This is a genomic window from Meiothermus taiwanensis WR-220 (genome assembly GCF_003568585.1).
GTDB lineage: Bacteria > Deinococcota > Deinococci > Deinococcales > Thermaceae > Meiothermus > Meiothermus taiwanensis.
Window position 1 is genome coordinate 1,090,933 of sequence record NZ_CP021130.1, and the last position, 23,497, is coordinate 1,114,429.

Here is a 23,497-nt window from a genome sequence, read left to right on the forward strand (position 1 = left end):
CGAGAAGGTTCTTGGCTTTTTAAGGCCAGAAGGGCAAAGGAGGCAGGGTAGATGATGATCAAACCGGAGGAAGTGTTGAGTGAGTACCATCCGCCCCTCACCGACCACGAAGCATTTGTAGAGGCCAACCGCTGCCTCTACTGCTACGACGCCCCCTGCACCCACGCGTGCCCAACCCACATCGACATCCCCAAGTTCATCAAAAAAATTGCAACCGGTAACCTGGTGGGCTCGGCCCGTACCATTCTCGAGTCCAACCTGATGGGGGCGACCTGTGCCCGGGTCTGCCCTGTGGAGGAGCTATGTGAAGGTGCCTGTGTGCTGGGGGCGGAGCACAAGCCCATCATGATTGGCCGGCTTCAACGCTACGCCACCGACTACGTTTATGAGCGGGGCATTGATGTGTTCAAGCCCGGTGCGCCCACCGGCAAAAAAGTAGCGGTCATCGGGGCCGGGCCGGCGGGCCTTACCTGTGCGGGCGAGCTGGCCAAGCTGGGCCACAGCGTGACCGTGTTCGAGAAGCGGGCGCTGCCCAACGGTTTATCCACCTACGGCATCATCGTGCTGCGCGAGCCGGTGGAGGTGGCCCTGGCCGAGGCCGAGATGATTAAGCGGCTGGGGGTCGAGATAAAAACCCAGATGGAGCTGGGGCGGAACCTGAGCTGGGAGGAGGTGCGCAACAACTTCGATGCGGTCTTCCTGAGCGTGGGGCTGGGCTCGGTGCCCCAACTGGGCATACCGGGCGAGGAGCTAATTGTTGACGGCCTCAGCTATATCGAGACCTCCAAGATGAACCCTTCGGCCCTTCAGGTGGGCCGGGAGGTGGTGGTGATCGGCGCGGGCAACACCGCGGTGGACTGTGCCACCATCGCCAAGCGGCTGGGGGCCGAGCGGGTGACCATGGTTTACCGTCGCACCGACAAGGAAATGACGGCCTACCCCCACGAGTACGAGTTTGCCAAAAAGGAGGGCATCGAGTTTCGCTTCCTCACCCAGCCGGTGGAAGTACTCCACGCAGGGGGGAGGATTACGGGGTTGAAGTGTGTGCGGATGCAGCTCGGAGCACCGGATGCCAGCGGACGGCCGGCACCGCAGCCGGTGCCGGGCTCGGAGTTCGTGCTGCCCTGCGACCAGGTGGTCAAGGCCATCGGGCAGGAGAAACCGGCTGTGGCGAAGCTACTGGGCCTCGAGACCGAGAAAGGCTTCATCAAGGTCAACGACGACCTCGAGACCAGCCTGCCGGGGGTGTATGCGGGCGGCGACTGCATCCGGGCGAAGGGCTCGGCCTCTACGGTGATGGCCGTGCAGGACGGCAAGCTGGCGGCTTTTGCCATTCATCGGCGGCTGGTTGCTGGCCTCGAGGCTGCCGCTGATTAGGTGAAAGGAGACGTAGATGGCAGACTTAAGCATCAACTTTGCCGGTATTAAATCGCCCAACCCCTTCTGGCTGGCCTCGGCACCCCCCACCAACTCGGGGGCCCAGATCCACCGGGCCTTTGAGTACGGCTGGGGTGGGGCGGTCTGGAAGACCATCGGCGCGCCGGTGCTGAACGTGTCCAACCGCTACGGGGCCTGGCACTACGGGGGCCAGAAGATGCTGGCCATCAACAACGTGGAGCTGATCTCCGACCGGCCCCTGGAGGTCAACCTGCGCGAGATCCGCGACGTAAAGCGCCACTGGCCCGACCGCGCGGTGATCGTCTCGGCCATGGTGGAGTCCACGCCCGAGGCCTGGCGGGACATCATCCTCAAAATCGAGGACACCGGGGCCGACGGCATCGAGCTCAACTACGGCTGCCCGCACGGTATGAGCGAGCGGGGGATGGGCAGTGCGGTGGGGCAGGTGCCCGAGTACTGCCAGCAGATCACCCAGTGGGTGATGGATGTGGCCAAAATTCCCGTCATCGTCAAGCTCACGCCCAACGTGGCCTCGGTGGTGCCCCCGGCGCGGGCGGCTTTGGCGGCCGGGGCCAACGCCCTGAGCCTCATCAACACCATCAACTCCATTATTGGGGTGGATCTGGATACTCTGGAAATTATCCCCAATATCGGCGGTAAAGGTGGGCACGGGGGCTACGCCGGGCCGGCGGTCAAGCCCATCGCCCTCAACCTGCTGTCTTCGCTGGGCGTGGATCCGGTGGTGAAGCAGTCTGGGGTGCCCATCAGCGGCATGGGCGGCATCTCGACCTGGCGGGATGCGGCGGAGTTTTTGCTGCTGGGTGCAAGCAGCTTGCAGGTTTGCACCGCGGTCATGCACTACGGTTACCGGATCATCGAAGACCTCGTTGATGGCCTCAACGCCTGGATGGATGCCAAGGGCTTCAAGACCATCGCCGAGGTGGTGGGCAAGAGCCTTCCCCGCATCTCCGACTTCAAGGACTTCGACCTCTCCTTCCGGGCGGTGGCCCGCATCAACCCCGACAAGTGCATCCGCTGCAACCTTTGTTACGTGGCCTGCAACGACACCGCCCATCAGTGCATTGACTTAGTGGATGCGGCGGGTAACCTTGTCCAGCCCTACAACTACGATGTGCGCTCCAACGGGAAGCACGAAGCCGTGAGCACCCGCCCGCAGCCCGTGGTGCGCGAGGAAGACTGCGTGGGTTGCCGTTTGTGCCACAACGTCTGCCCGGTGGAAGGCTGCATCGAGATGGTCGAACTGCCCTCGGGTCGGCCCTCCATCACCTGGGACGAGCTGACCAAGGTTCGCCCCGAGGTGGGCACCAGTTGGGAGGCCATGGAGCGGTACCGAGATGAAGTAGGCATCGAGATTCACTGATCTTCGGCTATAAAATTTGGCTACCTAAGAGTATAGGGTGGCTTCACGGGGACTGGAGGAATCTCACGATGAAACAGACACGGAATTTAGCCTATGCCTTGCTAGTTTTGTTGTTGGTTTCATGTGCCACTATGTACCAACCTGAGACCTTTACTGGAGGATACTCTGAAACAAGGATTGGAGAAAATATATGGCGCGTTTTCTTCAGGGGAAACGGCTTTACAAGTCCCGAGCGTGCAATCGACTTCGCTTTGTTGCGAAGCGCCGAAGTTTGCCTTGGGTCAGGCTATCGGTATTTTATACTTGCAGAGTCTGTTAATGAAAGAAACATTTCCATCGGTGCCACCAGCACAACCATTTACACAATAGCAAGACCCAGTTCGACAAATACGGTGGTTTGTTTTGTTGAACGACCAACAGGATACGCTGTTGTGTATGATGCCAGATTCGTTGCTGATTCCATAAGAAGAAAGTACGGCTTGTAAACATAAGGGAGAAACGTATGCCTTTACTGATCAAGAACGGCGAAATCATCACCGCGGACAGCCGGTACAAGGCCGACATCTACGCCGAGGGCGAGACCATCACCCGCATCGGGCAGAACCTCGAGGCCCCGCCCGGCACCGAGGTGATAGATGCCACCGGCAAGTACGTGTTTCCCGGCTTCATAGACCCCCACGTGCACATCTACCTGCCCTTCATGGCCACCTTCGCCAAGGACACCCACGAGACCGGCTCCAAGGCGGCCTTGATGGGGGGCACCACCACCTACATCGAGATGTGCTGCCCCAGCCGCAACGACGATGCCCTCGAGGGCTACCAGCTCTGGAAGAGCAAGGCCGAGGGCAACAGCTACTGCGATTACACCTTCCACATGGCCGTCTCCAAGTTCGACGAAAAAACCGAGGGGCAGCTCCGGGAGATTGTGGCCGACGGCATTAGCTCCTTCAAAATTTTTCTCTCCTACAAAAACTTCTTTGGCGTGGACGACGGGGAGATGTACCAGACCCTGCGCCTGGCCAAGGAGCTGGGGGTGATCGTGACCGCCCACTGTGAGAACGCCGAGCTGGTGGGGCGGTTGCAGCAGAAGCTACTGTCCGAGGGCAAGACCGGCCCCGAGTGGCACGAGCCCAGCCGCCCCGAGGCGGTGGAGGCCGAAGGCACCGCGCGGTTTGCCACCTTCCTCGAGACCACCGGGGCCACCGGCTACGTGGTGCACCTCTCCTGCAAACCGGCCCTGGATGCGGCCATGGCCGCTAAAGCGAGGGGCGTGCCCATCTATATCGAATCGGTCATCCCCCACTTCCTGCTCGATAAAACCTACGCCGAGCGGGGCGGGGTGGAGGCCATGAAGTACATCATGTCGCCGCCGTTGCGCGATAAGCGCAACCAGAAAGTCCTGTGGGATGCCCTGGCCCAGGGCTTCATCGACACCGTGGGCACCGACCACTGCCCCTTCGACACCGAGCAGAAGCTGCTGGGCAAGGAGGCCTTCACCGCTATTCCCAACGGCATCCCGGCCATCGAAGACCGGGTCAACCTGCTCTACACCTACGGGGTGAGCCGCGGCCGCCTCGATATTCACCGCTTTGTGGACGCGGCCAGCACCAAGGCCGCCAAGCTGTTTGGACTGTTCCCCCGCAAGGGCACCATCGCGGTGGGCAGCGACGCCGACCTGGTGGTCTACGACCCCCAGTACCGGGGCACCATCTCGGTCAAGACCCAGCACGTCAACAACGACTACAACGGCTTCGAGGGCTTTGAGATTGACGGCCGGCCCAGCGTGGTGACGGTGCGGGGTAAGGTGGCGGTGCGGGACGGGCAGTTTGTGGGCGAGAAGGGGTGGGGTAAGCTCCTGCGGCGCGAGCCCATGTACTTCTAAATGAAGCCGAGATGGGTTTTGAATTTGCTGGGTGGGATCTGCCTGTGGATAGCGGTGGTGCTGGTGCTGGGGGGTAGTTCGGCCTGGGCGCTTTTTGCGGTAGTCGGCGGACTCCTGTTGGTGCTGGCCCAAAGAGGCTTCAAGCGGAGATAGATGGTAGGTGAATAATCCTGACGGGCAGCCGCCATAAATAGGGAAGACCATGATGCAAGCCAATACCTCTCCAGAGCTATCCGCCAAAGGTTCGAACGCAGCCGCCATCGTTTCGGTTCAGGGTGTTTCGATGGTGTTTCCCAACGGAACCGTGGCCCTCAAAGACGCCAACCTCGAGATCGCCCAGGGGGAGTTCATCAGCCTGATTGGGCCCTCGGGTTGCGGCAAAACCACCCTGCTGCGCCTGCTGGCCGACCTGATCCAGCCCTCTTCGGGCACCATCCGCATCGGGGGTAAAAGCCCCGAGGAGGCCCGCAAGGCCCGTGCCTACGGCTACGTCTTCCAGGCCCCCACCCTGATGGAGTGGCGCAACGTGCTCTCCAACGTGATGCTGCCCTTGGAGGTGATGAACTTTCCCGTGCAGGAGCGCAGGGCCCGGGCCGAGCGGATGCTGGCCCTGGTGGGGCTGGAGAAGTTTGCCAGGCACTACCCCTGGCAGCTTTCGGGCGGGATGCAGCAGCGGGTGAGCATCGCCCGGGCCCTGGCCTTCGACCCGCAGCTTTTGTTCATGGACGAGCCCTTTGGCGCCCTGGACGAGATTACCCGCGAGAACCTGAACCTGGAGCTTCTGCGGCTGTGGCGCGAGACCGGTAAAACCATCATCTTTGTCACCCACTCCATCCCCGAGGCGGTCTTCCTGTCCACCCGGATCGTGGTGATGACCCCGCGCCCAGGTAAAATCGAGACCGTCATACCGGTAGACCTGCCCCAGCCCCGCACCTTCGAGACCCGCGAGACCACCCGCTTTTTCGAGCTGGCGACCGCGGTGCGCGAGGCCCTGCGCAAAGGCCACGGCTACGAGGTGACCGAGTGATGCGAATCTCGCCCAATCTGGTGCCCATGCTGGTGGTGGCCCTGGCGGTGCTGGCGCTGTACTGGCCGCTGATGTACCTGGTGAACATCCCGGTAGCGCAGCGGGCCTTGGATACGGGCGCGGCCCTACCCTGCCAGACTGCTTTTGAGTGTGCGACCCAGCTCAGGAGCCCGGTGCTGCCTTCGCCCCAGCAGCTTTGGAACGGCTTTGGCAACCTGATGTTGCCCCTCAACTCACCCAACGCCATTCCCATCAACGCCGCTGTTACGGCCTTCGAGACGGTGGTGGGTTTGCTGCTGGCAGGGGTGGTGGGCTTCTTTTTTGCGATTGGGATGGTGGCCTCGAGGGCCTTTGAACGGGCTTTGCTGCCCTGGATTGTGGCCTCCCAGACCGTCCCCATCATCGCCATTGCGCCCATGCTGGTGGTACTGCTGGGGCAGTACGGGGTGCAGGGCTGGTTTCCCAAGGCCATCATTGCGGCCTATATCGCCTTTTTCCCCATCACCATCGGGGTGGCCAAGGGCCTCAAAAGCCCCGACCCCATGGCCCTCGACCTGATGAAAACCTACAACGCCAGCCCCTGGCAAACCTACCTCAAGCTGCGCTTCCCGGCCTCGGTGCCCTATTTGTTCACGGCCTTCAAGGTCGCCATGACGGCGGCCCTGATTGGGGCTATTGTGGCCGAGATCTCTACCATCAGCTTTCAGGGCATCGGCAAGATGCTGGCGGAGAACTCGAGGGCCTCGGATGTGGTGGCGATGTGGGTGATCATGCTCTCCTCGGCGGTACTGGGAATCCTGCTGGTGGCCCTGGTGAACTGGCTCGAGCGCCTGCTCACACCCTGGCGGCGCGCCGCTGGAGGGGCAGCGGTACCTGCTAAACAGGCCCGGCTGTCCAGGCAGGAGGGGGTGGGTTGAAGATGACCCCTGTGTACCGGGCCGTCTTTGGTGGCTACTGGCTGGGGTGGCTTTTGCTGGGGCTGGGGTTTGGGCTATTGCTGTGGTTTATCGCGGCCTGGTGGGATCAGTCCGAGCCGGCTTCCAGTGCCCAGAAACTGCTGATTGGTCTGGGCTTTTTGGGGGTGGTGTGGGGCCTTGCCAGGGTGGCCCAGCAGTTTGTGGACACCCCCAATCCGCTAATCGGCTTCACGCCCGCGGCCCTCACCCTGCTGGCCTTGTTGGTGACCGCCGAGGCCCTGCTGCGGGCCTACCAGGTACCCCCCGGCCTGATTCCGACCCCCAGCCGGGTGCTTTCAACCTTGCTGGAAGTGCGGGATGTGCTATTGCGGGATGCCTTCCAAACCGTGGTGCTGGAGGCCCTGGTGGGCTATCTGGTCGGCTGTAGCCTGGGCCTGCTCACCGCTTTGCTGATAAGCCGGTATGTTTTCCTCGAGCGGGGGCTGCTGCCCTACGCCGCGCTTTTCAGCAGCATCCCGATTGTGGCTTTGGCCCCGGTGCTGGTCAAGATGATTGGCATCGACTGGCCCTCCAAGGCGGTTATTGTGGCGATTACGGTGTTTTTCCCTATGGTGGTGAACACTTTCCGGGGCCTGACCGAGATCAGTCCGCTCTCGCTCGACCTGATGCGTTCGTACGCAGCCAATGAGGCACAGCAGTACCGCTGGCTGCGCCTGCCCAACGCCCTGCCCTTTATCTTCAACGCCCTCAAGCTGGGTACGACCCTGGCCATGATCGGGGCCATTGTGGGTGAGTTCTTTGGGGCCAACGGGCAGGGCCTGGGTTTTCGTATCCAGATCGAGGCTGGACGTTTTGGCTTCGATATCGTCTGGTCGGCCATTATTGTGGCCTCGGTGATCGGCATTGCCTGGTACAACCTGGTGGGGTGGCTCGAGCGGAGGTTAACAGGGTGGCACGTATCGTATCGCTAACGGCCCTTACGCCAGGCTCGCACCTTCGGTCTCGAGCGGGGGTTGACGGACGGCACGTATCCTTTAGCCAGTGAGGAGGTGAGAAGAGCGCGCTTGACAATGGGGTTGTAGAGTGCAGTAGGCTACCATCTGAAGTCGTTCTGGCACAAAAGGAGGCAAGGATGAAGAAGTGGTCGGTCGTTTGGGTACTGGCAGTCTTCATGCTGGTGTCGCTGGCGAGCGCACAGCAGAACCTGGTCAAGGTCAACTTGCAGCTCAAGTGGTTTCCGCAGGCCCAGTTTGCCGGTTTCTTTGTGGCCAAGGAACGGGGCTTTTACCGGGCGCAGGGGCTGGATGTAACCCTGCTGCCCGCCGGTGACCAATCCCCCATTCAGGTGGTGCAGTCTGGGGCTGCCGACTTCGGCACCACCTGGATTGCCGACCTGCTCACCGCGCGGGAGCGCGGTATTCCGGTGGTGCACCTGGCCCAGATTTTCCAGCGCTCGGGCTTTACGCTGGTGGCGTTGAAGTCCACCGGCATCCGGGATCTGTGCAAAGACCTGAAGGGTAAGAGCGTGGGGGTCTGGCCCTCCGGCAACGAGTACCCGGCGGTGGCTTTGTTCCGCAAGTGCGGCCTGACCAGCTCGCTGGATCCCAGGGTGACCAACCCCGATGTCACCGCAGTAAGCTACCCCTTCGACCCGGCTTTGGTTTTCCCCGACAAGGTGCAGCTGGTCTCGGCCATGACCTACAACGAGGTCAACCAGATCGCCGGGCTGGGCTACGACGAGACCAAGGTGGATGTGTTCAAGCTGGCCGATCTGGGCATCAACCTGCTTGAAGACCTGATCTTTACCACCGAACGGGTCTTGAACGAGCGCAACTTTAAGGGTTCGGGCCTGACGGGCCGCCAGGTGGCCGCGCGCCTGATCCGGGCCTCCATCCAGGGCTGGAACTGGGCGGTGGCCAACCAGGCCGAGACCGTGGAAAAATACGTGCTGCCCTTCTGCGGCAACACCTGCAAAGGCTCCGGCACCCGCGCCGATGCCAAGGGCCACCAGACCTGGCAGATGGCCGAGATCGCCAAGCTCTACAACGCCGGGGCCACCACCAAAGGCTGGCCGGGCTTCCTGGTGCCTGCCGACTACCAGGCCTCGGTGCGTCTGCTGCGCGAGCAGGGCATCCTGACCAAAGACCCCCCGGCGGCCACCGTGGACTACGGCCCCTGGGAGGCCGCCACCGGTAAGCGGGCTCGAGACTGGAAATAACCTGGGCTTGGGCAGGAAGTGATTGTGCCAGGGGGGGCGGCCGGTGTGTCGCCCCCTATTTCACCCCAGGGCTGGGCTTTTTGGAGATAACCATGCTAAACCCCAAACGAACTGTTGCAGAACTCAAGGAACTGCGTGACCTGACCGCCGACGAAAACGGCGCGTGGCGGGTGGCTTGGACCGATACCTGGCTCAAAGCGCGCGAATGGTTCAACCGCAAGCTGGAGGGCCTACCGGTAGAGCAACACTACGATGCCGCCGGCAACAACTGGGTGACGCTCAAGGGCCAAAGCGAGAAAGCCCTGCTGATTGGGGGCCACCTGGACTCGGTGCCGGGCGGGGGCTGGCTGGATGGCTGCCTTAACGTGCTGGCGGGCCTCGAGGTTCTGCGCCGCATCGCCGAGGAGTACCAGGGAAACCCCCCGGTCACGGTGCGGCTGGTGGACTGGGCCGACGAGGAGGGGGCCCGCTTTGGCCGGAGCCTCCTGGGTTCCTCGGCCTTCTCGGGCACCCTCGAGCCCGAGCTGGAAAAAGACCGCACCGACAAGGACGGCATCCGCCTGGAGGAGGCCCTGCGGCGCTGCGGGGTGGAGTTGAGCAGGATGCTCGAGGCCCAGGCCGAGCAGAAAAACGCCGCGGCCTACCTCGAGCTCCACATCGAACAGGGCCCGGTGCTTCTGGATATGGGCCTGCCCCTGGGGGTGGTGCTGGGCACCTTTGGGGTCGAGCGCCACGCCATTACCTTTAGGGGCCAGGCCGCCCACTCCGGCTCCACGCCCATGCACAAGCGCAAGGATGCCTTTCTGGCTGCGGCCAAGATGGCCTCCGAGATCTACAACATCACCGACCGCAACGGGGGGGTCAGCACCATCGGAAGCTGCATCACCAAACCGGGGATTGTGACCAGCGTGGTGGCCGAGTGCACCATCACCCTCGACCAGCGCCACCTCGACGCCGAGGCCCTGGCCCGGCTCAGGTTCGAGGCCGAAAAAGCCAGCCAGCGCTTCGCCCGCGAGGGGGGGCTGCCGGAGCCGGAGTGGAGCACCATCTGGCGGATTCACCCCATCCTGTTCCACCCCGAGCTGATCGAGCTTTGCGACCAGGCCATCCGCGAGGTGGCCGGGGTCTCGCACCGCCTGCCCTCGGGGCCCCTGCACGACGCCGCCGAGGTGGCCCGCGCCGGCATTCCCACGGTGATGATGTTCGTGCAGAGCCTGCACGGTATCAGCCACAACAAGATCGAGGATACCAAGGAAGAACACCTCGAGCTTGCGGTGCAGGCCCTGGATCGGCTGGCCGAGAAGACCATGCACTGGATTGCCAGGCAGTAGGGTATGCACCTGCCCACCCTGCGCGAGATTCTCGAGCTTCCCGCCTTTGCCGGGGCGGAACTGCTCTCGGGGCAGGGTCGGCTCGAGGCCCCCATCACCTGGGTGCACGTGGCCGAGGTGCTGGACGTGGCCCGGCTGCTCTCGGGGGGCGAGCTGGTGCTTTCCACCGGCCTCGAGCTCGCCCGCAGCACGCCCGAGGCCCAGGTGGCCTATGTGCGTTCGCTGGCCGAGGCCGGGGTGGGGGGGCTGGGCCTTGAGCTGGTGCAGTGGTTGCGTGAAGTGCCACCCGAGATGCTGCAAACCGCTCGTATGCTGCAATTTCCCCTTCTGGTTTTTCGCACCGAGGTGCGCTTTACCGACCTGACCCGTGCGGCCCACGAGCGCATTCTGCGCCCGGCCGTGGATCGAGAAGAGCCGCTGCTGGACTCGCTGCTCGAGGCCCTAATCGAGACCGGCCGCGACCGCAGCTTTCTGCAGCGCCAGCTAGGGGCCATTCTGAACCTGCCCAGTCGGCCCCGCAGCACCCTGCTGGCCACCCTGGAAGCCCTGCTGGCCTCGCAGTTCAACATCGCCGAGACCGCCCGCCGGCTGGGGGTGCGCCGGCAGAGCATCTACTACCGCCTCGAGCAGCTCAGGGGCATGCTGGGCGACCTCGAGAGCCCCGAGCGGCGGCTGGGGCTGTGGGTGGCGCTGGAACTGCTCAAGCGCTGAGCCGCGCAAAAACCAAAAACAGGCCCGGCAGCATGAGTTTTGTGAGCGCAAAAACGAGCGTTTTTACTTCACCACTGTAGGGTAAAATCCGCCGCTTGAATAGCGGCCCCACCCCCATCGTTGGGCGCAATTTCTGGCAGGCTGGGGATGGAGGAACTTATGCCCCTGCTCATCTGTCCGAACTGCCAAACCGGAATGAACGAGGTTCAGCGCAACGGCGTGCTTATAGACATCTGCCCCAAGTGCCGGGGTGTTTGGCTCGATGGCGGTGAGATGGAAAAGCTGCTGGGCCAGGTGCGCCAGTACGAGCAGGAATACGAGGCCGAGCTCGAGCGCTACCGCAAGCAGTACGCCCCCCCGCCCACCCACCACCGCAACCCCTACGACACCGACGACGACGAGTACTACAAGCGCCACGGTAAGAAGAAAAGCAAGCTGGGCCGGCTTTTCGACCTGTTCGACTAAACCCGCCCGTTGCTTTCGGCTCGAGCCCACTCCCTTACTCAGGAAACACGCTCAGAGATGCCGCTATGCGGGTTTACGCGCTGAAACCCTTCCACGACGAGGACACGGGGTGTGCGCGCTGGCCCTGGCTCTCCATGCCCGACCGCGAGGCGCAAGAGGAGTTCTGTACTGCAATCCATCGGTCAATAATCGCAAGCCGCCCCCCCCAGCTGCACCCCTGGCGGCCGCTGCCGGTGGTGGTCGTCCGCCAGGGCAGCCTGCACCCCCACGAACCCCCCGCCGACCTCTCGACCCTTGGGCTTGAAAGGCTGTACACCCCCCTCACCCTGAGCCAGCGGGCGGTGGAGGCCCTGGGCGACCTGCTGGCCCCGGACGCCGAGCTGCTGCCGCTGGACTGCCAGGAGGGCCGCTACTACCTGCTCAACGTCACCCGGTTGCTGCGCCCCCTCGACCTGCCCAACTCCCTGGTGAAGTGGGAGGAGGGCCCCTTCGGCCCGAAGCTGTCGTCGGCCTACATCCTCAGCTTCCGGGAGGACCTGCTGCAGGGGGTAAACATCTTTGCCATGCCCGAGTACCCTATGGGCGGCTACTACATCACCGATGCCCTCAAGGAGCGGATCGAGGCGGCGGGTCTGCGCAGCAACCTGCAGCCCTTGCTGGTCTGGGACAGCCAGGACCCCGAGTACTTCGACGAGCGCTACCGGCACAACCCCGCCCAGTGGCAGCGCTTCCGGCAGATGCTGCTGGTGCAGCAGGGGCTGGCCGAACCACCCCCACCCCCGCCGCCCCCCCCGCCCAGGGAGGTGGTGGAGGAGCCCCTGAGCCAGGAGGATCGGCAGAGCATCCTGAACATCCTGCAGGCAGCGGTGAAGTTCATCAACCGGGCGGAGCGCCTGAAGCTGCAACTGAGCAGCGAGCCCAAGCTTCTGGTGCAGCAGGTCTTCTTCCAGTGCGAGAAGCTGCGCAGGCGGCGCGATCTTTCGCAGGATGAGCGGGAGAACCGGGCCATTGAGCTGGGGCTGCTGTGGGGCGAGCAGGTCTGCCGGGCCTATGGCTGGGAGTGGGTCAAGCTGGACGGCGATCATGTGGTGGTGGCCCCGGACCGCTCGGCCTACGTCTCGCCGGTGGTGTACATGTACGGGTTCTTCTACGACCCCGAGCGGGAGAACAACACCCTGCTTTTGTTCAACATGATCGGGGCCAAGGGCAAGATACCGGCGAAGCCGGGGGATTATTTGAACATTGGTTGAGGCTTCGTTCGCAGCTAGGCTTTGGACATGGCGACCATCTGTTTGTACGAAACCCCTGGTACTGGTAAAGACTGGTTCGGTGCTGGTGGCATATACGACGTGATCTGCGAGTATGCCCTGGCCCACCCCAGCGTGCAGGCCCTGCCCGAGTTCGCCAAGGCCATCGAAGACTCGCTGTGGTATAGAGGCCTTGAATTGTACGAACACGACCAGGCGGCCATCAAGGCCTTCACCGAGGCGGTGGGCGACCTGCTGCGCTACATTGCCTCCCCGGAGGGCAAGGCCCGTTGGGGTGAGTATCATCCGGTCATTCTGGAGGCGGTTCAAATTCTCTACGACCTGCTCCTCGACTACGATCCCGAGCGGTACAAGTGAGGCGGGCGGGGTGTCGCGGGGCACAAGGGCCGAAACCAGACCAGGTCGGGCGGGATCCCACCCTGCGCGCCGGTGACGTGAACACAGCGTTTCCTATACTGGACTAGAGATGAAATACCGCTTCTTCTGCGAAAAAAATCCAGTAACCGGCGATTTTTACTGCGACGTGGAACTGGCGGAGCCGATACCCCCAGACAGCCCGCCTTGGCATCTGTTGGTTTTCTTAAAAGCCGAGGTCCGCGCAGGCCTGGAGTACTACAACCGCCGTCGAAGTGACAAGGAGTTGGCAGAACGAATCGGCGAATGGGATGGTGACTGGACCGACTTCATCTACGAGGTGATCAAGAACCCCCAACGCAAGCTGGAAACGGATGTGGGCAACGCCTACATGCTGAGCAACGATGGTCTCACGATACTGGTAACGTGCTACTATGAGGACCCGGAGAACAACACCCAGCGCTTCAAGGCTTGGGAGCTGCTGCGAGCCATTTTCGCCTGGAAGGAGTACCGTTGGGCGGTGCGTTGCGGCCGCAGGGAGCCCTTCGAGATCGAGATCGAGGACGAAGGCTGGGAGAGCCGTCCGGATTTGGGCTATTGAGCAGCGGCTGGGTGGGGGATGAGTGTCACCATCAAGGGCTAACCGAGCGCTTTTGCACTGAACGGCCAGAGCCTGCAGGATCTGGGCGGCGCGGGTGGTGCGCTGGGAGCGGTTTGGGGGTTTTGGTTTGAAGAGGTGCAGCTCTTTGTGCAGAGAACCGTATAATCGGCGTGTAGAGAAAAGGAGCCCTGCTATGGATCGAGTCCAACGCCTTCGCACCGTGGTGGCCGCTGCGCAAAAGCACCCCGTTTACGCCCAAAAGCTCAGCAACGTAGATGTCCAGAGCCTGACCCCTGAGAACATCTCCAGCCTGCCCCTCACCACCCGGCAGGAGTGGCTGGCCTATATCCAGTCGAACCCCCAGCCCCCCAAAGGCGCGGCCCTGATGCACCTGACCCCGAGCCCGGCCATCGGCTGGATGCCCGAGTACCTCTCCGCCGAGGACGTGGAGTACCAGGCCCAGGCCCTTTCGGCCCAGATGCAGCGGCTGGGGGTGGCCGGAAAGAAAGCCCTGGTGGCTTTTGGCTACCACATTTTTGCTGGTGGTTGGCTGTTTCACGAGGCCCTGCAACGGGCTGGGGCCATGGTGTTGCCGCATGGCCCCGGCGAGGCCGAGCGCATTGTGCAGTTGCAGCAGCAGTACGGCTTCGAGATTCTGGTCTCTAACCCCAGCTTTGCCATGAAAATCGCCCAGGCCGGGGGCCGGTTTGAGCTCTTGATGGCCGGCGGCGAACCCTTTACCTCGGTGCCGGGTTACCGGGAGCGGCTCGAGCAGGCCCTCGGCGGGGTGGCGGTGGATGCTTATGGCACCTCGGAGCTGGGGGTGGTGGCCGGGGAGGGCTTGGAGAAAAACGGGCTGTGGGAAATCCCCGAGATGGCCATTATCGAGGTGCTCGACCCCGAGACCTTGGAGCCCACCCCGGAGGGCGAAAAAGGGGAGATGGTGGTGACCTCGCTCTCGCGCACCCTGATGCCCATGATCCGCTTCCGCACCGGCGATCTGGCGGTGGTATTGCGCCCTGAGGGGCGGCTCTGCCTGCCCAGGGGGGTGATTGGGCGCACCGACCTGATGGTCAAGGTGAAGGGGGTCAAGCTCTACCCCACCGAACTGGCCCCCCTGCTGATGGCCTTTGGCATCGATCCCCGCGGCGGTGCCCAGCTGGTGGTGGAAACCAAAGAAGGGGGTACCGACAAGCTCACCCTGCGCATCAAGGCCGAGGCAGTACCGCCCCAGCTCGGCCCGGCCTTGCAGCAGGCCACCGGCATCCGCCTCGACGATATCCAGGCCGACCCAGCCCTGGAAGGGCCCCCATTGGTGGATAAGCGCTACTAAAAACCTCATCCTGAAAACCCTTCCCGGCGCAATGGGTCTGGGAGGGCAGTACACCGGGCCGTTGGCTGGTAGGGTCACGGTAGGTTTTTCTACAATGTTGGCCCGTATTCCAAACTATTCTCATTAGTAACAATCTGGTTGCGTCGGGAAGGTGGAAGTGTAAGATGTTGGCGACAGTCGGTCGGGCGGTGTGGGCTTTAACACGCCTCGTGAAGATAGGCACAAGCTCGACCACCCTAGTAACAGAGGAGGCGCATGTCACCGATAAGTGAGTATCAGGCTTTACTGGTGTACCTGGCTGTTGCGGTCGGCATTGCCGTGCTGGCAACCGTGGTGGGGGCCTTGCTGGGCCCCAAAAAGGGTGGGCGTTTCAAGCTGATGCCCTATGAGTCGGGCAACGACCCCGCCGGGGAGGTCAAGCGCTTCCCGGTGCACTTCTACGCGGTGGCGATGCTGTTCATCATCTTCGACGTGGAGGTGGCCTTTTTGTGGCCTTATGCGGTGAGCGCTGGCACCGTGGGCGTGGTGGGCTTTTTTGGCCTGCTGGCCTTCACGCTGTTGTTGTTTGTGGGGTTTTTGTACGAGTGGTACAAGGGCGTGATGAAATGGCACTAGTGCGCCCAGCCCAAAGGCAAAGGGGGTTTTGAATGGCAACCATTGCAGACCTATTCACAAAAGATGTGCAGGAGCTGGAAAACGAGGGGGTTTTGTTCACTACCCTCGAGAAACTCATCGCCTGGGGGCGCTCGAACAGCCTGTGGCCGGCGACCTTTGGCCTGGCCTGCTGCGCCATCGAGATGATGGCCTCGACCAACGCCCGCAACGACCTATCTCGCTTTGGCTCCGAGGTCTTCCGGGCCTCGCCCCGCCAGGCCGATGTGATGATTGTGGCCGGGCGGCTCTCCAAAAAGATGGCCCCGGTGATGCGCCGGGTCTACGACCAGATGCCCGACCCCAAATGGGTCATCTCGATGGGGGCCTGCGCCTCCTCGGGGGGGATGTTCAACAACTACGCCATCGTGCAGAACGTGGATAGCGTGGTGCCGGTGGACGTGTTTGTGCCGGGCTGCCCGCCCCGGCCCGAGGCCCTCATCTACGCGGTGATGCAGCTTCAGAAAAAGATCCAGGGCAAGGCCCGTGACGACCAGGGGCGCAAGCTGCCCAAGGTGGAGGCCTGGAAGCGCTAGGGGCTCGAGGTGGACATGCAAAAGCTGACCGAGCTAAAAAAGCAAGCTCACGCCAGGGGTTGGGCCATCGAGGAGGCCCACGGCAATACCTGGGTGGTGGTGCCCCGCAGCGAGTTCAAGGCCCTGCTGGCCCAGCTCAAAAGCCAGGGCTGGAACTACCTGGCCGATGTGGTGGGCATCGACTACCTGAAATACCCCCAGCCCAAACCCGAGCGTTTTTGCGTGGTCTACGAGCTGGTCTCGCTGCCGGGCTACCAGGGGGGGGATGGCAGCCGGGTCTTCATCCGGGTGTATGTGCCCGAGGCCAACCCCAGCCTGCCCAGCCTGACCGACCTGTGGATGGGGGCCGACTACCTCGAGCGCGAGGTCTTCGACCTGCTGGGCATCCGCTTCGAGGGCCACCCCGACCTGCGCAAAATCCTGACCCCCGAAGACCTGGAAGGCCACCCCTTGCGCAAGGACTTCCCCCTGGGCGAGACCCCTACGCTGTTCAAGGAGGGCCGCTTTATCGACCCCGATGCTTTTAGGGCTGGCCTGTCCGGTGATAAAGCCGGCATGACCGGCTGGCGGGGTGGTACCCGCAAGGGCTACCAGGACGTGGCCGCTGAGGTGCAGAAGGTTGTGAAGGGAGGCAACTGATGGTGCGCGACCCGCAAAAGCTACACAGCCCCTCGGTGGAGGCCTACGAGATTGCCGATGCGCCGGAGCTGAAGTCCGAGGTCATGACCCTCAACGTGGGGCCCCAGCACCCCTCGACCCACGGGGTGCTGCGGGTGGTGGTGGATCTGTCGGGGGAGCAGATTCTGCGCCTGACCCCCCACATCGGCTACCTCCACACCGGCTTCGAGAAGAACATGGAGCACCGCACCTACACCCAGTGCCTCACCTACACCCCCCGCATGGACTACCTGCACAGCTTCAGCCACGACCTGGCCTACGCGCTAAGTGTGGAGAAGCTGGTGGGGGCGCAGGTGCCCCCCAGGGCCCAGGCCATCCGGGTGATGCTCAACGAGCTTTCCCGCATTGCCTCGCACCTGGTCTTCCTGGGGACAGGTCTGCTGGACTTTGGCGCGCTAACCCCGTTCTTCTACGCCTTCCGCGAGCGCGAGGCGGTGCTCGACCTTTTTGAGTGGGTCTCGGGGCAGCGCTTCCACCACAACTACATCCGGATTGGCGGCCTCAAGGAAGACCTGCCGCCGGAGTTTCTGGGCGAGGTGAAGAAGTTCATCGCCCAGATGCCGGCCCGCATCGACGAGTACGAGGCTTTGTTCCGGGAAAGCCCCATCTTCTACGAGCGCGCCCGGGGTGTGGCGGTGATACCCCCCGAGGTGGCCATCAACCTTTCCCTCACCGGGGGCAGCCTGCGGGCCTCGGGGGTGGGCTACGACGTGCGCAAGGCCTACCCCTACGCGGGCTACGAGACCTACGACTTCGATGTACCGGTGCTGACGGGCGGCGATGTCTTCGACCGGATGGTGATCCGCATCCTGGAGATGCGCGAGTCGGTCAAGATCATCCGGCAGGCCGTGGAGCGGCTCGAGGCCATTGGGCCGGGCCCCATCCGCGACCCCAACCCGCAGATCTCGCTGCCGCCGCGCCACCTGCTGGAAACCTCGATGGAGGCGGTCATCTACCACTTCAAACTGGTTACCGAGGGCTTCCACCCGGCCCTGGGTGAGGTGTACGTGCCCACCGAGAGCGCGCGGGGCGAGCTGGGTTACTACATCGTTTCCGACGGGGGTTCCATGCCCTACCGGGTCAAGGTACGCGCACCCAGCTTTGTGAACCTGCAAAGCCTGCCTTATGCTTGCAAGGGCGTGCAGATGGCCGATATGGTGGTGGTGATCGCATCTTTGGACCCGGTGATGGGGGATGTGGATCGGTGAGTTTTTCACGGGGGTCTGGCGCGTCCAGGCCCCCGATGATGCGGAGGCGTATGGGATTTTTCGACGATAAGCAAGACTGGTTAAACGAGGTATTTGCGCAGTACCCCGAGCGGCGGGCGGCCATAATGCCCATGCTGCGGCGGGTGCAACAGGACGAGGGCTGGATCTCCCCCGAACGCCAGGAGGAGATCGCCCAAATCCTAGGTACCACCGCGACCGAGGTGGCGGGGGTGATGAGCTTTTACAGCTACTACCAGGCCCTGCCCACCGGCAAGTACCACCTGCAGGTGTGCGCCACCCTGAGCTGTGCCATTGGCGGAGCCGACGAGCTGTGGGACGAGCTGGTCGAGACGCTGGGCATCCTGCGCGGCGAGGTGACCCCCGATGGGCTCTTCAGCATCCAGAAGGTGGAGTGCCTGGGCTCCTGCCACACCGCGCCGGTGATTCAGGTTAACGACGAGCCCTACGTGGAGTGCGTGACCAAGGCCCGGCTGCACGCGCTCTTGCAGGGCTTGCGGGAAGGGAAGAAGCTCGAGGAGATCGCCCTGCCCGGCAAGGTGGGGCACGAGGTGCACGTGCGCGGGGAGGAGGTGGGTGCATGACTGGCCCCATCGTGAGCGGGAAAGACCCCCGCTTCGAGAAAACCCTCTACAAGCATGTGGGCCAGCCCAACTCCTGGACGCTCAGCTATTACCTGGCCCACGGCGGCTATCAGGCCATCCGCAAGGCTATCGCCCAGGGCCAGGACTGGGTGATTGAGGAGGTCAAGAAATCCGGCCTGCGCGGGCGCGGCGGGGCGGGCTTCCCCACCGGGCTCAAGTGGAGCTTCATGCCCAGAAACACCGGCAAGCAGCACTACATCGTCTGCAATGCCGACGAGTCGGAGCCGGGCTCCTTCAAAGACCGCTACCTGATGGAAGACGACCCCCACCAGCTCATCGAGGGCATGATGATTGCGGGGGTGGCGATCCAGGCCAGCAAGGGCTACATCTACATCCGCGGCGAATACCGCCGGGCCTACGACCGGCTCATCGCGGCGATTCGCGAGGCCTATGCAGCGGGCTACCTGGGCCAGAACGTGCTGGGCACCGGCTTTAGCTTCGACCTGTATGTGCACCGGGGGGCCGGGGCCTACATCTGCGGCGAGGAGACCGCCCTGATGAACTCCCTCGAGGGTCTGCGGGCCAACCCCCGCATGAAGCCCCCCTTCCCGGCCCAGGCCGGCCTGTGGGGAATGCCCACCACCATCAACAACGTGGAGTCGCTCTGTTCGGTAGTACACATCATCCAGCGCGGGGCCGACTGGTTCGCCAGCATGGGCACCGAAAAATCCAAGGGCCACAAGCTCTTCCAGGTCTCGGGCCCCTTCAAGCGCCCCGGGGTCTACGAGCTGCCCCTGGGCACCACCTTCCGCGAGCTGCTCTTCGACTGGGCCGGGGGCCCCACCGAGCCCATCCAGGCCATTATCCCGGGGGGCTCTTCCTGCCCGCCCTTGCCCTGGAACGACGAGATCCTGGATACCCCCATGGACTACGAGTCCATCAGCGCCAAGGGCTCGCTCTTAGGCACCGGGGGGGTGATCGGCATCCCGGCCAGCATGAGCATGGTGGATGCCATGTGGAACGTGACCCGCTTCTACGGCCACGAGTCCTGCGGCAAATGCACCCCCTGCCGCGAGGGGGTCTCGGGCTGGATGGTGAGCCTGTTCGAAAAGATAGGAACCGGGCAGGGCCAGAAAGGCGATGTGGAGCTTTTGGAAAGCATGCTCAACCAGATCGAGGGCCGCAGCTTCTGTGCCCTGGCCGATGCGGCCTGCTGGCCGGTGCGCGGCAGCCTCAAGCACTTCCGCCATCAGTTCGTGGAGGCTGTGGAACAGGGCAAACCGGTCGAGCGCCTGGGGAGCCGCTGGGGGTGAGGTAGGGAATGGCTAAGGTAACCATTAACGACAGAACCATTGAGGTACCAAACGGCACCTCGGTGATGGATGCCATCTTCCACGCCGGCTACGACGTGCCGCTGTTCTGTGCCGAAAAGCACCTATCGCCCATCGGGGCCTGCCGGATGTGCCTGGTCAGAACCGGCAGCCCGCGCAAAGGGCCGGACGGCAACTTCATCATGGAGGATGGGCAGCCCAAGATTTTCTGGATGCCCAAGCTGGCGGCGGCCTGCATCACCGCGGTAGCCGACGGGATGGTGGTGGACACCCTTTCCGACGAGGTGAAGCACGCCCAGTCGGGGATGGTGGAGCTGACCCTGCTCAACCACCCGCTCGACTGCCCCACCTGCGACAAGGGCGGGGCCTGCGAGCTGCAGGATCGCAGCTACGAGTACGGCCTGGTGGAGAAGTTCTACCAGCCCGACCCCATGGAGCTGCCCATGTACACCCGCTTCGAGATGACCCGGCGGCACGTAGACAAGCACCATCCGCTCTCGCCCTTCATCGTGCTGGATCGCGAGCGCTGCATCCACTGCAAGCGCTGCGTGCGCTACTTCGAAGAGATTCCGGGCGACGAGGTGCTCGACTTTATCGAGCGAGGGGTGCACACCTTTATCAACAGCGAGGACGACGGCCTGCCTTCCAACTTCACCGGCAACATCGTGGACATCTGCCCGGTGGGGGCCCTGCTCGACCGAACCGCACGCTTCCGGGCCCGCAACTGGGAGTACGACGCCACCGAGACCACCTCGATGGACGATGCCTGTGGGGCGGCCATCACCGTGGACACCCGCAGCGGGCTGCTCGAGCGCATCCGGGCTGCCGAGCGCCGCGAGGTGAACGAGGTCTGGATCTCCGACGCGGCCCGCTTCGGCCACGAATGGGTGAACGAGAACCGGGTGCGCTCACCGCTGGTTCGCAAGGACGGGAAGCTGGTAGAGACCACCTGGGAGGAGGCCCTGAAGGCCATCCGCGAGGGCTTGAGCGGTGTGGCCCGATCGGAGATCGGCGTGTATCTGGCGGGCAACAGCACCCTCGAGGAAGGGCTGGCGGCCCTCGAGCTGACCCAGGCCCTGGGCACACCGCACCGCGACTTCCAGGGCCGCACCGCCTACCCGGTGACCGGCTTTACCCCGGCCAGCTTCGATGAGCTGCTGGACGCCGAGTTTGTGCTGATCCTGGGCGAGCCCACCGAGGAGGCCCCCACCCTGCACCTCCGGCTTTCGGAGTACAGCCGCGGCCTCAAACCGGCGGCCCGGCTCAACCACGGCACCCCCTTTGCCGACCTCAACATCAAGGAGCGGATGCCCCGCCTGACCCACAAGCTGGCCCTCTTCAGCGCCTACCCCAGCAACACCGCCAAGTGGGCCGGGGCCAGCGGGGTGCATGCCCCGGGGGCCGAGGCGGCCCTGCTGGCAGCCCTGCTGGGTGAGGGCGAGGCCCCGGCCGGTCTGGCCGAGGCGGTGGCCTGGGTCAAGGAGCGCCTGGCGGCAAGCCAGCGGGTGGTGCTGGTGCTGGGGGCCGGGGTGCTCAACCGGCCCGGGGCGGCCATCAAGGCCAGGCAGCTCGCCGAGCGCACCGGCGCCCGGGTGATGTGCATGACCCCGGCGGCCAACGCGCGGGGCCTGGAGGCCCTGGGCTTCTTCCCCGGCAAGGGGGGTGCGGGCTGGACCGAGGCCGGCCCCAAGGCGGTCTACTACGCCTACCTGCCCACCGAGGCCCAGCTCCGGGCGGCTTCTTTCCGCGTCCTGCACCTCACGCACCGGCACCCCTTGGCGGAAAAATACGCCGATGTGATCCTGCCCAACCAGACCCCATACGAAAAGCGCGGCCATACCCTGAACCTCGAGGGCCGGGTGCTGCCTTTGGAACCCGCGGCCATCAACAACGGCGAGGCCGACGGGGCGGTGGCGGCACTGGCGGTGCTGGCCGAGGCCCTGGGGATCCAGACCCCGGTGCGGCTGGTGCGCCAGGCCACCCGCCTGCTCACCGAAAAGCACAAGCTGCCGGCGGCGCTCGAGCGCTGGCTGCCCAAGGGTAGTGGCTGGGCGGCCTCGGAGTCCGATGCCACCCAGGGAACCCTCTACCTGCGCCCGACCATGTGGCGGCGGGAGCAGGTGGTGGGGGCGGTGGCCCAGGTGGTTGAACTCAAGCTGGAGATGAGCCCGGCCACGGCCCGTGCCCAGGGCCTGGCCGACGGGTATCAGGTAGAGCTCGAGCTGCCCGGTGGACGGGAGCGCCTCGAGGTCAAGACCGTGGCGGGGCTGCCCGACGGCGTGATGTACGCGCCGGCCCTGGGGGCCTGGGCGGGCCGCAGCGTGGAGGCCAAAATTCTGGTAGGAGGTGCTGCATGAACCAGACTCGACAGAAGCACCTGCGCGGGGGCCTGGCTTTGGGCGCGCCGCTGCTGGCTGGCCTGGCGCTGGCCGCCGAGGCCACCCCCGCGGCCAGCTCGAGCGCCACCGACCCTTTGTGGATGGTGGGGATCAAGGCCTTTCTGGTCATCTTTGGCCTGCTGACCGCCTTTGCCTACATGACCCTGATTGAGCGGCGCCTCCTGGCCCGCATCCAGGTGCGCCAGGGGCCCAACCGGGTGGGGCCGGGTGGCCTGTTGCAACCCCTGGCCGACGCCATCAAGTCCATCTTCAAGGAAGACCTGGTGGTGGCCAGGGCCGACAAGGTGGTCTTTGTGCTGGCCCCCATGATCTCCGTCACCTTTGCGGTGCTCACCTTCGGCCTGATACCCTTTGGCCCCAAGGATGCCTTCTTTGGCTACGACCCCTGGGTGATCGACCTGGATGTGGGCATTCTGTACGTGTTTGCAGTTTCGGAGATCGCCATCTACGGCATCTTTTTGGCGGGCTGGGCCTCCAACTCCAAGTACTCCCTGCTGGGTTCGCTGCGCTCCTCGGCCTCGCTCATCTCCTACGAGCTGGCCCTGGGCATCAGCCTCCTGGCCCCGGTCTTGCTGGTAGGCTCTTTGAACCTGCGGGAAATCGTTGAGTGGCAGCACCAGAACGGCTGGCTGATTCTCTACATGCTCCCGGCTTTTGCCATCTTCCTCCTGACCAGCATGGCCGAGGCGGCCCGCACCCCCTTCGACCTGCCTGAGGCCGAGCAGGAGCTGGTGGGGGGCTACAACACCGAGTACAGCTCCATCAAGTGGGCCCTGTTCCAGATGGCCGAGTACATCCACCTGATTACCGCCTCGGCCCTGATCCCCACGCTCTTTCTGGGCGGCTGGCGGATGCCCGGCTTCATGGAGCAGATTCCCCTCATTGGCGGCCTGTTCGCCCTGCCCTACCTCTGGATGTTCGTCAAAATCGCGCTGTTTTTGTTCTTCTTCATCTGGGTGCGGGGTACGCTCTTCCGCCTGCGCTACGACCAGCTCATGGTCTTTAGCTGGGGCCGCCTCTTCCCGCTGGCCCTGGCCTGGTTCCTGATCTCGGCCATGGTGGTGGCCTTCAAGTGGCCGGTGGCGGTGCTGGGCTGGCTCTCCTTGCTCAGCCTGGTGGTCTTCCTGGTCTATGCAATTCTCACGGCCAGGCCCAAGCCAAGGCCCCTGCCGCGCATGGGCGCGGGCGACTAGAAAGGAGTGAATC

The 23,497-nt window shown here is 63.8% G+C and carries 24 protein-coding genes; all 24 read left to right on the plus strand.

What is annotated here, in order from left to right; all coding sequences use genetic code 11:
- The first annotated feature begins 51 nt into the window (after window positions 1-51).
- The 24 genes from MTAI_RS05490 (at window position 52) to nuoH (ending at window position 23,484) form a co-directional block, all read left to right on the plus strand.
- On the plus strand, window positions 52-1,377 hold the full coding sequence (locus tag MTAI_RS05490; protein ID WP_223299630.1) for an NAD(P)-dependent oxidoreductase: 1,326 nt from the start codon (window positions 52-54) through the stop codon (window positions 1,375-1,377).
- 16 nt (window positions 1,378-1,393) lie between these two features.
- Window positions 1,394-2,779, plus strand: coding sequence for an NAD-dependent dihydropyrimidine dehydrogenase subunit PreA (gene preA / locus MTAI_RS05495; RefSeq protein WP_027888819.1), 1,386 nt, complete (start codon window positions 1,394-1,396; stop codon window positions 2,777-2,779).
- A gap of 68 nt (window positions 2,780-2,847) precedes the next feature.
- Complete coding sequence (locus MTAI_RS15700; protein ID WP_155915765.1) at window positions 2,848-3,264, plus strand: CC0125/CC1285 family lipoprotein; 417 nt, start codon at window positions 2,848-2,850, stop codon at window positions 3,262-3,264.
- 17 nt (window positions 3,265-3,281) lie between these two features.
- Window positions 3,282-4,661, plus strand: a complete 1,380-nt coding sequence (hydA, locus tag MTAI_RS05500) for a dihydropyrimidinase (RefSeq protein ID WP_027888818.1) — start codon at window positions 3,282-3,284, stop codon at window positions 4,659-4,661.
- The gene (locus MTAI_RS05505; protein WP_169729927.1) at window positions 4,662-4,814 is read left to right on the plus strand and encodes a hypothetical protein; all 153 of its coding nucleotides are present in this window, start codon (window positions 4,662-4,664) and stop codon (window positions 4,812-4,814) included.
- 49 nt (window positions 4,815-4,863) lie between these two features.
- On the plus strand, window positions 4,864-5,688 hold the full coding sequence (locus MTAI_RS05510) for an ABC transporter ATP-binding protein (protein WP_027888817.1): 825 nt from the start codon (window positions 4,864-4,866) through the stop codon (window positions 5,686-5,688).
- Window positions 5,688-6,605, plus strand: a complete 918-nt coding sequence (locus tag MTAI_RS05515) for an ABC transporter permease (RefSeq protein WP_027888816.1) — start codon at window positions 5,688-5,690, stop codon at window positions 6,603-6,605. Before MTAI_RS05510 ends, MTAI_RS05515 begins: the two co-directional genes overlap by 1 nt.
- A gap of 2 nt (window positions 6,606-6,607) precedes the next feature.
- Complete coding sequence (locus MTAI_RS05520) at window positions 6,608-7,576, plus strand: ABC transporter permease (RefSeq protein WP_036197512.1); 969 nt, start codon at window positions 6,608-6,610, stop codon at window positions 7,574-7,576.
- Window positions 7,577-7,737: 161 nt separating this feature from the next.
- A complete protein-coding gene (locus tag MTAI_RS05525) occupies window positions 7,738-8,823 on the plus strand; it encodes an ABC transporter substrate-binding protein (protein ID WP_027888814.1) in 1,086 nt (361 codons plus the stop codon).
- Window positions 8,824-8,915: 92 nt separating this feature from the next.
- Window positions 8,916-10,154 (plus strand): Zn-dependent hydrolase, encoded by a 1,239-nt coding sequence (locus tag MTAI_RS05530; RefSeq protein ID WP_027888813.1) that lies wholly within the window; start codon window positions 8,916-8,918, stop codon window positions 10,152-10,154.
- 3 nt (window positions 10,155-10,157) lie between these two features.
- On the plus strand, window positions 10,158-10,865 hold the full coding sequence (locus MTAI_RS05535; RefSeq protein ID WP_027888812.1) for a PucR family transcriptional regulator: 708 nt from the start codon (window positions 10,158-10,160) through the stop codon (window positions 10,863-10,865).
- Window positions 10,866-11,024: 159 nt separating this feature from the next.
- The gene (locus MTAI_RS05540) at window positions 11,025-11,330 is read left to right on the plus strand and encodes a TFIIB-type zinc ribbon-containing protein (protein WP_027888811.1); all 306 of its coding nucleotides are present in this window, start codon (window positions 11,025-11,027) and stop codon (window positions 11,328-11,330) included.
- A 65-nt stretch (window positions 11,331-11,395) separates the two neighbouring features.
- Window positions 11,396-12,580: an imm11 family protein gene (locus MTAI_RS05545; protein WP_187388609.1), complete on the plus strand. Its 1,185-nt coding sequence runs from the start codon at window positions 11,396-11,398 to the stop codon at window positions 12,578-12,580.
- A gap of 27 nt (window positions 12,581-12,607) precedes the next feature.
- Window positions 12,608-12,955 carry a hypothetical protein gene (locus MTAI_RS05550; RefSeq protein ID WP_043983444.1) on the plus strand — a complete coding sequence of 116 codons (348 nt, stop codon included), beginning with the start codon at window positions 12,608-12,610 and terminating at the stop codon, window positions 12,953-12,955.
- A gap of 109 nt (window positions 12,956-13,064) precedes the next feature.
- Entirely contained in the window at window positions 13,065-13,553 is a 489-nt protein-coding gene (locus MTAI_RS05555) for a hypothetical protein (protein WP_187388610.1), read from the plus strand.
- Between the two features lie 193 nt (window positions 13,554-13,746).
- A complete protein-coding gene (locus tag MTAI_RS05560; RefSeq protein ID WP_187388611.1) occupies window positions 13,747-14,886 on the plus strand; it encodes a phenylacetate--CoA ligase family protein in 1,140 nt (379 codons plus the stop codon).
- Window positions 14,887-15,141: 255 nt separating this feature from the next.
- The gene (locus tag MTAI_RS05565) at window positions 15,142-15,501 is read left to right on the plus strand and encodes an NADH-quinone oxidoreductase subunit A (protein WP_013014133.1); all 360 of its coding nucleotides are present in this window, start codon (window positions 15,142-15,144) and stop codon (window positions 15,499-15,501) included.
- A gap of 32 nt (window positions 15,502-15,533) precedes the next feature.
- The gene (locus MTAI_RS05570) at window positions 15,534-16,073 is read left to right on the plus strand and encodes a NuoB/complex I 20 kDa subunit family protein (protein ID WP_027887658.1); all 540 of its coding nucleotides are present in this window, start codon (window positions 15,534-15,536) and stop codon (window positions 16,071-16,073) included.
- Window positions 16,074-16,088: 15 nt separating this feature from the next.
- Window positions 16,089-16,712 (plus strand): NADH-quinone oxidoreductase subunit C, encoded by a 624-nt coding sequence (locus MTAI_RS05575; RefSeq protein WP_027887657.1) that lies wholly within the window; start codon window positions 16,089-16,091, stop codon window positions 16,710-16,712.
- A complete protein-coding gene (nuoD, locus tag MTAI_RS05580) occupies window positions 16,712-17,959 on the plus strand; it encodes an NADH dehydrogenase (quinone) subunit D (protein WP_043983442.1) in 1,248 nt (415 codons plus the stop codon). Before MTAI_RS05575 ends, nuoD begins: the two co-directional genes overlap by 1 nt.
- 50 nt (window positions 17,960-18,009) lie before the next feature.
- Entirely contained in the window at window positions 18,010-18,561 is a 552-nt protein-coding gene (locus MTAI_RS05585; RefSeq protein WP_027887655.1) for an NADH-quinone oxidoreductase subunit NuoE family protein, read from the plus strand.
- Window positions 18,558-19,874 carry an NADH-quinone oxidoreductase subunit NuoF gene (gene nuoF, locus MTAI_RS05590; protein WP_027887654.1) on the plus strand — a complete coding sequence of 439 codons (1,317 nt, stop codon included), beginning with the start codon at window positions 18,558-18,560 and terminating at the stop codon, window positions 19,872-19,874. Before MTAI_RS05585 ends, nuoF begins: the two co-directional genes overlap by 4 nt.
- 8 nt (window positions 19,875-19,882) lie before the next feature.
- Entirely contained in the window at window positions 19,883-22,249 is a 2,367-nt protein-coding gene (locus MTAI_RS05595) for a molybdopterin-dependent oxidoreductase (RefSeq protein WP_027887653.1), read from the plus strand.
- A 122-nt stretch (window positions 22,250-22,371) separates the two neighbouring features.
- Window positions 22,372-23,484: an NADH-quinone oxidoreductase subunit NuoH gene (gene nuoH / locus MTAI_RS05600; RefSeq protein WP_027887652.1), complete on the plus strand. Its 1,113-nt coding sequence runs from the start codon at window positions 22,372-22,374 to the stop codon at window positions 23,482-23,484.
- Window positions 23,485-23,497: the final 13 nt, after the last annotated feature.

Excerpts from the sequence above, each read along its gene's own strand:
- MTAI_RS05490 (WP_223299630.1), top strand. The coding sequence starts at position 52 with ATGATGATCAAACCGGAGGAAGTGTTGAGTGAGTACCATCCGCCCCTC.
- preA (WP_027888819.1), top strand. The coding sequence starts at position 1,394 with ATGGCAGACTTAAGCATCAACTTTGCCGGTATTAAATCGCCCAACCCC.
- MTAI_RS15700 (WP_155915765.1), top strand. The coding sequence starts at position 2,848 with ATGAAACAGACACGGAATTTAGCCTATGCCTTGCTAGTTTTGTTGTTG.
- hydA (WP_027888818.1), top strand. The coding sequence starts at position 3,282 with ATGCCTTTACTGATCAAGAACGGCGAAATCATCACCGCGGACAGCCGG.
- MTAI_RS05505 (WP_169729927.1), top strand. The coding sequence starts at position 4,662 with ATGAAGCCGAGATGGGTTTTGAATTTGCTGGGTGGGATCTGCCTGTGG.
- MTAI_RS05510 (WP_027888817.1), top strand. The coding sequence starts at position 4,864 with ATGATGCAAGCCAATACCTCTCCAGAGCTATCCGCCAAAGGTTCGAAC.
- MTAI_RS05515 (WP_027888816.1), top strand. The coding sequence starts at position 5,688 with ATGCGAATCTCGCCCAATCTGGTGCCCATGCTGGTGGTGGCCCTGGCG.
- MTAI_RS05520 (WP_036197512.1), top strand. The coding sequence starts at position 6,608 with ATGACCCCTGTGTACCGGGCCGTCTTTGGTGGCTACTGGCTGGGGTGG.
- MTAI_RS05525 (WP_027888814.1), top strand. The coding sequence starts at position 7,738 with ATGAAGAAGTGGTCGGTCGTTTGGGTACTGGCAGTCTTCATGCTGGTG.
- MTAI_RS05530 (WP_027888813.1), top strand. The coding sequence starts at position 8,916 with ATGCTAAACCCCAAACGAACTGTTGCAGAACTCAAGGAACTGCGTGAC.
- MTAI_RS05535 (WP_027888812.1), top strand. The coding sequence starts at position 10,158 with ATGCACCTGCCCACCCTGCGCGAGATTCTCGAGCTTCCCGCCTTTGCC.
- MTAI_RS05540 (WP_027888811.1), top strand. The coding sequence starts at position 11,025 with ATGCCCCTGCTCATCTGTCCGAACTGCCAAACCGGAATGAACGAGGTT.
- MTAI_RS05545 (WP_187388609.1), top strand. The coding sequence starts at position 11,396 with ATGCGGGTTTACGCGCTGAAACCCTTCCACGACGAGGACACGGGGTGT.
- MTAI_RS05550 (WP_043983444.1), top strand. The coding sequence starts at position 12,608 with ATGGCGACCATCTGTTTGTACGAAACCCCTGGTACTGGTAAAGACTGG.
- MTAI_RS05555 (WP_187388610.1), top strand. The coding sequence starts at position 13,065 with ATGAAATACCGCTTCTTCTGCGAAAAAAATCCAGTAACCGGCGATTTT.
- MTAI_RS05560 (WP_187388611.1), top strand. The coding sequence starts at position 13,747 with ATGGATCGAGTCCAACGCCTTCGCACCGTGGTGGCCGCTGCGCAAAAG.
- MTAI_RS05565 (WP_013014133.1), top strand. The coding sequence starts at position 15,142 with ATGTCACCGATAAGTGAGTATCAGGCTTTACTGGTGTACCTGGCTGTT.
- MTAI_RS05570 (WP_027887658.1), top strand. The coding sequence starts at position 15,534 with ATGGCAACCATTGCAGACCTATTCACAAAAGATGTGCAGGAGCTGGAA.
- MTAI_RS05575 (WP_027887657.1), top strand. The coding sequence starts at position 16,089 with ATGCAAAAGCTGACCGAGCTAAAAAAGCAAGCTCACGCCAGGGGTTGG.
- nuoD (WP_043983442.1), top strand. The coding sequence starts at position 16,712 with ATGGTGCGCGACCCGCAAAAGCTACACAGCCCCTCGGTGGAGGCCTAC.
- MTAI_RS05585 (WP_027887655.1), top strand. The coding sequence starts at position 18,010 with ATGGGATTTTTCGACGATAAGCAAGACTGGTTAAACGAGGTATTTGCG.
- nuoF (WP_027887654.1), top strand. The coding sequence starts at position 18,558 with ATGACTGGCCCCATCGTGAGCGGGAAAGACCCCCGCTTCGAGAAAACC.
- MTAI_RS05595 (WP_027887653.1), top strand. The coding sequence starts at position 19,883 with ATGGCTAAGGTAACCATTAACGACAGAACCATTGAGGTACCAAACGGC.
- nuoH (WP_027887652.1), top strand. The coding sequence starts at position 22,372 with ATGGTGGGGATCAAGGCCTTTCTGGTCATCTTTGGCCTGCTGACCGCC.